Genomic DNA, 8,544 nt, shown 5'->3' on the forward strand with positions numbered 1-8,544 from the left:
ATACAACGTACACTTGATGCATTAAAAAATAGATTGATTTTTTCATGCACATACTCCTCATTGATGATCATGAAATTGTAAGGGACGGCATTAAGACTCTCATCGAGCAAGAGTATGGCTGGCACGTCGCTTACGCTGTAAGTTCATTGAGCGCACTCCCCGCCTTCGCATCTCTAGATGACATAGATGTAGCAGTTTTGGACATTTCCTTAGCTCAAGAAAATGGTTTTGACACGCTTATCAAAATTAAGAAAGAGGCACCTTTTGTTAAATGCTTGATGCTAAGCATGTACGATCACGTGGGTTATATTAGTAAAGCGCTTGAGCTTGGCGCCGATGGCTACGTTACAAAAAGTGCCGCTACAAAAGAGTTGATGGACGCACTTGAGTCACTAGAAAAAGATGAAAACTACCTAAGTTCAGATATCAGTAAGAAATTAGCGTTTGGCGATAAGCGTCTGACTTCCATTCTTACAGAAAGAGAAAAGGAAGTTTTTTTACTACTAGCTAAAGGTTTCCAACCCAAGCAAATTGCCTATCACATAGATACAGCGCCAAAAACAGTGATGGTTCACAGAACTAACATTTACAAAAAACTGAATGTTACGTCTCAATTTGGCTTGCTTCGTATAGCATTAGAAACCGGATACTTAGATGTATCTGACGTCATCTATGACGACACCTTAGTCAAAGCGGATTAATGAATATCAGGCGGTATATCAACACTACCTATTTGATGATGGGTTTGATATATATTGCCCCGGTCTATTTCATAGCGTATGGCTATTTAGCACCCAGTTTGAAATTATATCAGGGACTGTGAGTTGGTATTTACCTGCTGGCGTTCGCTCAGCCGCCTTTTTGTTATTGCCGTTAGCAAGCTGGCCGTTGTTACTTTTTTCAGAAAAATTAACCCACTTCATTTTATTCCATCCAGGGGGCGTTCTTGATAACACCGCCTTTTTAAGCGGAAGTGTCGGCTGGTATGTAGTGCACTTGTTCATATCACCCGCGGTAGTTTGCGGATGTGTTTATGTCTTTAGACGCCGTTTTGCAGCACCTTATTTCGATAATGTCCGCAGTACCCTTGCCACCTTGGCATTCGGCGTGCTGATAAGCGTAGCGCTAGGGGCAGTGTTTCTAGGCAGAAGGGCTATTGAAGTACAAACTGACGTAGCGGTTTTTCTTTCGATTTTGTTCGATTTTTCTCTTGGTGACTTTGTAGGAATTATTGTTCTTTGCCCCCTTCTATTTGCGCTTTACACTCGCCAGTATATTAATAAAAGTGAATCAACACTGTTTATAACCGCGGGGACATGGTTACTTACTTTAGTTTTCAGTAGTTATCTTTACTCTAAAAATATTAATATCAGCTATCAAATTAAATACCTGGCGGTATTTCCTGCCCTCTTCTTATCGTATCGCTATGCTGTGTTTGGTAGTGCGCTATCTTGTTTTTTTATTGGTATTACAGCGTTTGTGGTAGCCAGTCAGAGCGCATTACCTCCCATAGAGCATCAATTTTATATTTTAGCGCTATGCGTAAGTTGTCTCATCCTAGGGTCTTCTATCAACCAGTCGAGTAAATTGAATAACAAACTGGCCCAAAACAACGAGGACCTTGAAATTGCAGTGCAAAACGCACAAGCCCTCGCTGCCAAGCTAGTAGCAGTACAAGAGGATGAAAGAAAGCGTTTATCTCGCGATCTGCACGACGATTTTGGTCACCGCATCGTCGATTTAAAACTTCAGTTATCATTGATTGACACAACCAAAGACCACGAGATATTAATCAGCAAAATAGATGCTTTGTACCAGGCAATGAAAAAGAGCCTAGGCGGTTTACGTCCCTCTGGTATCGACACTCTTCCCATCGAGAGCGTGATCGAACGCTCTGACATCATAACTACGCTTAAGCGCGCAAAAATAGATTTTTCTTTCAATCTTAGCGGCGCGCCTATTAATTTTAAGCCCGAGCAGAAAATACACATCTATCGGATAGTTCAGGAAGCGGTAACAAATAGCATCAAATATGCTGAAGCGAAGACACTTTCTATTGATATTTCCTATGAGTCGCAAAGTGTTATCTTCACTGTAGCAGATGATGGTGCGGGTATACCCGACACCATTGAAGGTTCAGTTAACGCTAAGCCCACACTCGGCCTGCTTTCCATGAAAGAGCGCGCTAAGTTGATAGATGGAACCCTCAATATAAGCCGCGATTACCCGCTGGGAACTGTAGTACGCCTTTCTATTCCCACTAACAATATCCAATAACAGCTTTTCATTTTGCTTTTTGTGCTACATTGATGTTGATTTAACTACTATTTTGATAACCGTATGCAAAAAAACTTCACTACTCGCCGAGCCCGCTTTTTTAGACAGTGCCTGAACATTGCTGTCCTAATTGCCACTTTCACCACGTTAAATGGCTGTGTAAGTACTCAAAGTGAAAGTCCTTACACTTACGCTCCGTCTGCATCACCCTATCAAGATGTGGTTAGTGCACAGCAGCGAGCTGTGGAACAAAGCAAATTACTTTTGGTTGTACTGGGTGCTCAGTGGTGCCACGACAGTACTGGCTTAGCTGAGCGTTTTGCGACAAAGGAAATGGACCTTATTCTACGCGCTCATTATGAAACCGTATTTGTTGATGTGGGAACACTTGAAGACAGAAGAAATATAACCGAGCGATTTGACTACCCGATTTACTATGCAACGCCAACTGTGATGGTTGTTGAGCCTAAAACCAGTGCTTTGCTAAACAGAACGACCATGGATATCTGGGGGCGCGCCGATAGCATTCCTTTGTCGGAGTACATTCAATATTTCTCTCGCTTTCCTGCAATGACAGCTGCCCAAAAAGCCCCGTTTATTAATTGGCAAGCGACTGACGAAGAAAAAGCCTACAACAAAGAGCAAGCACTGAGATTACAAAGCGCTTACGACAAACTTAGTCCTCTGCTTGCTCAAGATTTACAAGGTGATACCCCAGAAGAACTTAACCAGCTATGGAGAGAGACCAAAGGGTTTCGCACTGAACTGCAAAAAACGCTGATAAAGCGCGCCGAACTTACGTTAGATTCTGAGAATGGCAACGGAGTCAACACCACGCCAGCATTGCGACACTACAATCCGTTTTCTTGGGAACAGAATTAATACCAGTCCACGTAGATCATTAGCCACTCAGCGAGAGTTAAAATGTTCGTAATCGCCGCGTGTTACCGCAGATATGTTGGTTCCACATCAAGGTAAAACGACAAAAAAGGGCCCTTCACACGTAGTGAAGCGCCCTTTTTTAGTTTATCCGCATTTTATCAGGGGGATATTCAGCTATTTATGCTTTTGCGCTGTTCGACCCATTTGATGCATGACTTCTACGCTTAGCTGGTCGTTTAGCGGCACTTCCTTCACTTCCTGAGCGTCTTCGACCTGCAGGCTTTCCACCGCTATTGTTGCGCGAATCCGGTTTACCTGCGCGCGGATTACCATTTCCGCTACGGTTGCCTTGGCGTTGACCCGTCTTTTTATTCTCGCCACTTCGTTTACCTTCGCTGCCGCTTTCACCTTGTGGTGCTTTCGGCTTTTTCGGCTTCTTGGGCTTTTTAGGCTTAGACAGCGTGGTAACAGGCACGGCTTGCTGAGGCTCGAAACCTTCCAATGTTTCACGAGGAAGCAGCTTTTGAATCAGCGTCTCAATATCTTTCAGGTTTTGCAGTTCTTCGGCACATACAAATGACCACGCCTGACCACTAGCGCCTGCGCGCCCTGTACGACCAATTCGGTGAACATAATCAGCTGCCGTATTGGGTAAGTCTAGGTTTACAACGATAGGCAATTCACTAATGTTGATGCCGCGTGCTGCGATATCGGTGGCTACCAGCACTTTAATTGCGCCATTTTTAAAGTCAGCAAGCGCTTTAGTTCGTGCGCCTTGGCTTTTATTACCGTGAATAGCGGCACTTGGAATTTTTGACCGAGTTAGCTTTTCTGCAATACGGTTAGCACCGTGTTTTGTGCGGCTAAATACTAACACCTGCTCCCACTTCTGCTGTTTGATCAGACAAATAAGCGCGGTCGTCTTTTTGGATTTATCAATGGTCACTAAGTGCTGCTGAACCGCTTCTACCGTGGTATTGGCTGGTGCGGTTGAAATACTCACAGGGTTGCGTGTTATTGTTTTCGCCAGCGCAGTGATTTCATCAGAAAACGTGGCTGAAAACAGTAAGCTTTGACGCTCTTGTGGCAATAGCTTCAGTACTCTCTTAATGTCGTGAATAAAGCCCATATCAAGCATTCTGTCGGCTTCATCTAACACCAACACTTCAAGCTGAGAAAACTTAACAGCGTTTTGCTGGTAGAGGTCAAGCAGTCGCCCAGGCGTAGCAATTAACACATCCACACCTTTACGCAGCTTCATCATTTGAGGATTAATACCTACACCACCAAATACCACGGCAGTTTTTAATGGCAAAAACTCACTGAACGCTCTGATACTCTCTTCTACCTGAGCAGCAAGTTCACGCGTGGGTGTTAAGATAAGTGCTCGAACATTGTTGCCAGATACAGGTTGTCCTTCCATCAATCTCTGTAAAATAGGAAGTCCAAATCCTGCAGTTTTCCCTGTTCCCGTTTGCGCAGCTGCCAACACATCCTTTCCTTGCAATACTTCTGGTATTGCCTTTTCCTGGATTGGTGATGGTGTACTAAATCCTCGTTTTTCAATAGCTTTTAACAAGGGTTCAGCGAGCCCTAATTGGGTAAATGACATTAATAAACTCCTGTCATAGGTATTTATAATAAAATTGCATACCGCAAAGGTATAAGCGCTAGTGCTTTATTGCTAACCGTGGGGGGTTATAGATTACTGGGAAAACCTAAAGAGATACGCCATTGCCAACTTGGCTTATTGGTGTTTGACATCAAGAAAAAACGTAGGTGTTTACTCTTACAAATTGCGCGCGGAGTCTATCACTAAAAACTAAAGTCCACCAGCGCATTTTTTGTTCAAAAGACATCTAAATAAAGCATGGCACTACCCATTCGTACAATTTCAATCTAATTACTAATTAAGAAATGACGCAAACCGTCTATACTGTAAAGGTGAATAAGTGACGACCCCTTCCTGCATATTGTTCAAAGTCGTTATTGCCAGTCCATACAACTTAAAAGAGCGTTTTTTGAAAAGTCTCAGGTCAGAAATTTCTTTCAATACACTTGCGTCTGTCTCAATAGTCAGTGCCCTTATTATCGGCCTGTCTATTTATGTTTATGAAAAGCTTTATATTGAATTTGTCTCAGAAGAGGTCGACGCATTAAGCGTAAACATGGCTGTCGACCTAATTGACTACATAGAAGAACCCGCCGGCAGTTTCAATCAAACGGAAATTTTGCTTCGCTTAGACGAATATGAATATGCTGAAGCAGCTTATATTTTCAATAATAACGGTACTCTGTTGAATTCTTATGTGGGCCCTGCCGGCTTAAAAGGGAGGCTCACTAAAACGCAAGAACAAATGTCTCCACAGCACAGTGGAACAAACATTGAGCGTAATACCGCGACGCTCCCCATTGGCTTACATCGCACCTCTAGTAAAGTAATAGCAGTAAAAACAGTGGGCGAAGACGTTTTTCCTTTAGGGAAACTTGCGCTGATTTTCAATCTTGAAGAAGCACTAAAAGCGAGCCGGCACAGGTACATTATTTTGGTCACGCCTTCCGTTGCGTTTCTCATTATCATCTCGTTGTTCATATCATCACGAGCACAGCGCAGAGCAATGCGTCCGCTAAACACCTTAATTAAAACAATGGACAGTGTTGTGGATGACAACGCTTACAATGTCAAGGTTGAGGAAGTAGACAAAGAGGAAATGCTTGCTTTGTCTCGAGCATTCAACAATATGATGGAGAACATAAAAAAACAGTCTGAAGCGAATCGGCATAAAACTAAAATGCTACAAAAGCAACAGTCCCAGATGGAGCGACTTGCTAATTTCGACGCCTTAACAGGACTGCCTAATCGTCAGTGCTTAATGAAGCTTTTATCAAATGAGCTTACCAAAGCGCAGAAAAATAATTGTGAACTTGGTTTACTGTTCATTGATTTAGATGGTTTTAAATCTATTAACGATTCTTTTGGTCACGATACAGGGGATAGGTTTCTTCTATATATTAGTTCACTAATGGAAAACGCACTCAGTAAAAGCTCCACTCTTGGGCGTTTAGGTGGCGATGAGTTTGTCGTTATCGTTCCCGACCTTGCTTCACATACATACCTTGAAGATACGGCCCGAAAAATTGTGAATACGGTATCGAAGTCCCACACTGTCAACCAACTACGGCTAGATTCAAGTGTGAGTATAGGGCTAGCGCTAGCGCGTGATTGTAATTACTCTGCGACCAACCTAATTACTAACGCAGATGTTGCAATGTACAAGGCTAAATACAGCGGTAAAGCAAGATATTTGTGGTTTACTAATGAAATGTTAGCGCATACTAAACGCAAAGTGCTCATTTCCTCCCAGGATTACTGATGCACTTGAAAACGATGCTTTCTATTTATGCTATCAAGCTAAGGTAGATACAGACAAAAATATCATTGGCTTCGAGGCTCTACTTCGCTGGCAAGATGAGGTGTTAGGTCAAGTATCACCCGCTGAGTTCATCCCTATTGCCGAACAAACAGATAAGATATCAATAATAACCCTTTGGGTATTAAAGCAGCTTAGTCATGAATCTTCCATGCTTCTTAGAGCCTTTGGCAGCAATATAACGCTATCAGTTAACTTAAGCACACACGATTTGAATAATCACAATGTTATCGACTTTCTACTTAATGAGTTAAATGCGCCGATGACTGGCTGCCAGCATCGGAACGTAGAGTTTGAAATTACTGTATCGGTCTTACATGAACGATTTCAATGTGGTCAACCCGTTTTTTGCGTCGCTTAAAAAGCTTGGCTGCAAGCTTGCGCTTGATGACTTTGGTACAGGTTACTACTTATCACTAAGCTATTTAACACAGTTTGATATAGACACCCTAAAAATAGATAAAAGTTTTGTAAGTAAAATAGGTGATTCTAAGCAATCAGAAATGATTACCAAGACCATTATTGAAATGGCGAAGAGCTTGAACTTTGCTGTTTGCGCCGAAGGTGTAGAAACTGATGAGCAGGCGCATTTTTTAATTAATCATGGATGCAGTATGCAACAAGGATTTCTTTATTATAAGCCACTTCCACTAAAAGAATTAGTCGATAGCGTTTAGGTGCATTCTTAACAAACCCAAGCTTACTGACTGCTTAGAAGCTTCGATAAACCACACTTACGTTTTCGGGTAATACTGTGTTTGCTGGGACATAACCAACTGCACCTTCATGGTTATTTATGTAATTTATCACTTCCTCTAGACTATCGTATTCAACTGGCGGAGCTTGACGTCCACTGAAGCGCATTTGCGCCCAATAAGATTGAATGCGAGATTCGGGTAAAGCGATAATCTTTGCGTTGAAAATAGAACGTACTATGTCCTGGGCTCATAGCAACAGGCTCTAACTCATAAGTAGTCGTTCCACTTTTCATGTAGAGATTGCGTATTTCAGCTTTTGTGAGCGAAAAGGCTTGGTTTTCAACGTTAGCAACGATCCACACACCTTCGGTTGCAGCGGCTATTCGAATGCTTAGGAAAAAGAGAAAAAAGACCGTATATCTTCGCATTAAAATACCCACTCTACTGCCACTTGATACAAGGTCGCATTTCTATCGAAACTATTCTCTTTAATGTCGTAAAACGATGATTTTTGCCTCTTTACCGTCAAGAATTGATATTTCAGTTTTAAGTGCAATGTTAGTTTTCACATCCCACCTAGCGCCTAGTGTCGGTATCAAGGTCATCTGTAGGAAAGAAGCTATTTAGTTGCTCAACAGCGAAATAAAGTTGATCTAACTCGGGTGACGCACCCAATGGAATAGTGTTTTCGATGGTATTGAGTGATTGCCTGATGAAGCGTAACGTGTTGAAGGAAGCCGTCGATGATCGCCATACGAGACATAAAAAACTTTTCTCCATTAACACATCGATATCAGACGAAACTTTCATCCATTCGCCGCTAACATACCAGTTAAGCGCGTCATAGCTGGCACCCAGTAAAAAAGCGCCCTGCACGATCGTTGATAGCAAACTGTTCCGCTATGTTGTCAAACCCAGCAGCTCTAAGCCCCTGTAACAATGAGGCGCTATTTCATCGATGGTTGTTTCAACTTTGGGGGCATTGACAGTGGCTGCTCTTAGCTGCAAGCCACCATAGTTGACTTCAATAACGCCGCCGAACAAGTTTTCCACTTCAACATCTACGTTGATACCGCTTGAAGACCAGCGCATCCTCATACTTTCCGTAGTAAGCCTCAATATCAACTACAACATCGCCAAAAGACCTTCTCAACCTAGCATTACCACCTTCATACTGAGAGAACAAGTAGCTGCTGTAGAGTTGCTGCGGTGCATTTATCCACGGGTAGGCAAACCCAACATCAATAACATCAGTA

The 8,544-nt window shown here is 42.6% G+C and carries 8 protein-coding genes; 6 read left to right on the top strand and 2 right to left on the bottom strand.

Annotated features, from left to right (window positions below; genetic code table 11):
* Positions 1-44: 44 nt before the first annotated feature.
* The 3 genes from ACXADE_RS20015 to ACXADE_RS20025 all read left to right on the top strand — a co-directional run bounded on the left by ACXADE_RS20015 (position 45) and on the right by ACXADE_RS20025 (position 3,159).
* Positions 45-701 (top strand): response regulator, encoded by a 657-nt coding sequence (locus ACXADE_RS20015; protein WP_474804927.1) that lies wholly within the window; start codon positions 45-47, stop codon positions 699-701.
* Positions 702-819: 118 nt separating this feature from the next.
* Positions 820-2,277, top strand: coding sequence for a sensor histidine kinase (locus tag ACXADE_RS20020; RefSeq protein ID WP_474982280.1), 1,458 nt, complete (start codon positions 820-822; stop codon positions 2,275-2,277).
* A gap of 63 nt (positions 2,278-2,340) precedes the next feature.
* Entirely contained in the window at positions 2,341-3,159 is an 819-nt protein-coding gene (locus tag ACXADE_RS20025; protein WP_474830039.1) for a thioredoxin family protein, read from the top strand.
* A gap of 178 nt (positions 3,160-3,337) precedes the next feature.
* On the opposite strand, the gene ACXADE_RS20030 is transcribed toward ACXADE_RS20025, so the two are convergent.
* Positions 3,338-4,771, bottom strand: a complete 1,434-nt coding sequence (locus ACXADE_RS20030) for a DEAD/DEAH box helicase (protein WP_474982281.1) — start codon at positions 4,769-4,771, stop codon at positions 3,338-3,340.
* A gap of 340 nt (positions 4,772-5,111) precedes the next feature.
* On the opposite strand from ACXADE_RS20030, the gene ACXADE_RS20035 reads away from it, so the two are divergent.
* Genes ACXADE_RS20035 through ACXADE_RS20045 form a run of 3 tightly spaced genes read left to right on the top strand, consistent with a single transcriptional unit; the run spans position 5,112 to position 7,267 of the window.
* A complete protein-coding gene (locus ACXADE_RS20035; RefSeq protein ID WP_474982282.1) occupies positions 5,112-6,533 on the top strand; it encodes a sensor histidine kinase in 1,422 nt (473 codons plus the stop codon).
* A complete protein-coding gene (locus tag ACXADE_RS20040; RefSeq protein ID WP_474982285.1) occupies positions 6,526-6,951 on the top strand; it encodes an EAL domain-containing protein in 426 nt (141 codons plus the stop codon). The genes ACXADE_RS20035 and ACXADE_RS20040 overlap by 8 nt, the downstream gene beginning before the upstream one ends.
* Positions 6,884-7,267: an EAL domain-containing protein gene (locus ACXADE_RS20045; protein ID WP_474982283.1), complete on the top strand. Its 384-nt coding sequence runs from the start codon at positions 6,884-6,886 to the stop codon at positions 7,265-7,267. Before ACXADE_RS20040 ends, ACXADE_RS20045 begins: the two co-directional genes overlap by 68 nt.
* A gap of 1,075 nt (positions 7,268-8,342) precedes the next feature.
* On the opposite strand, the gene ACXADE_RS20050 is transcribed toward ACXADE_RS20045, so the two are convergent.
* The coding region (locus ACXADE_RS20050; protein ID WP_474982284.1) for a hypothetical protein at positions 8,343-8,544 on the bottom strand (202 nt) is incomplete at its 5' end.

This window comes from Halobacillus sp. ABR2_026 (assembly GCF_056158545.1).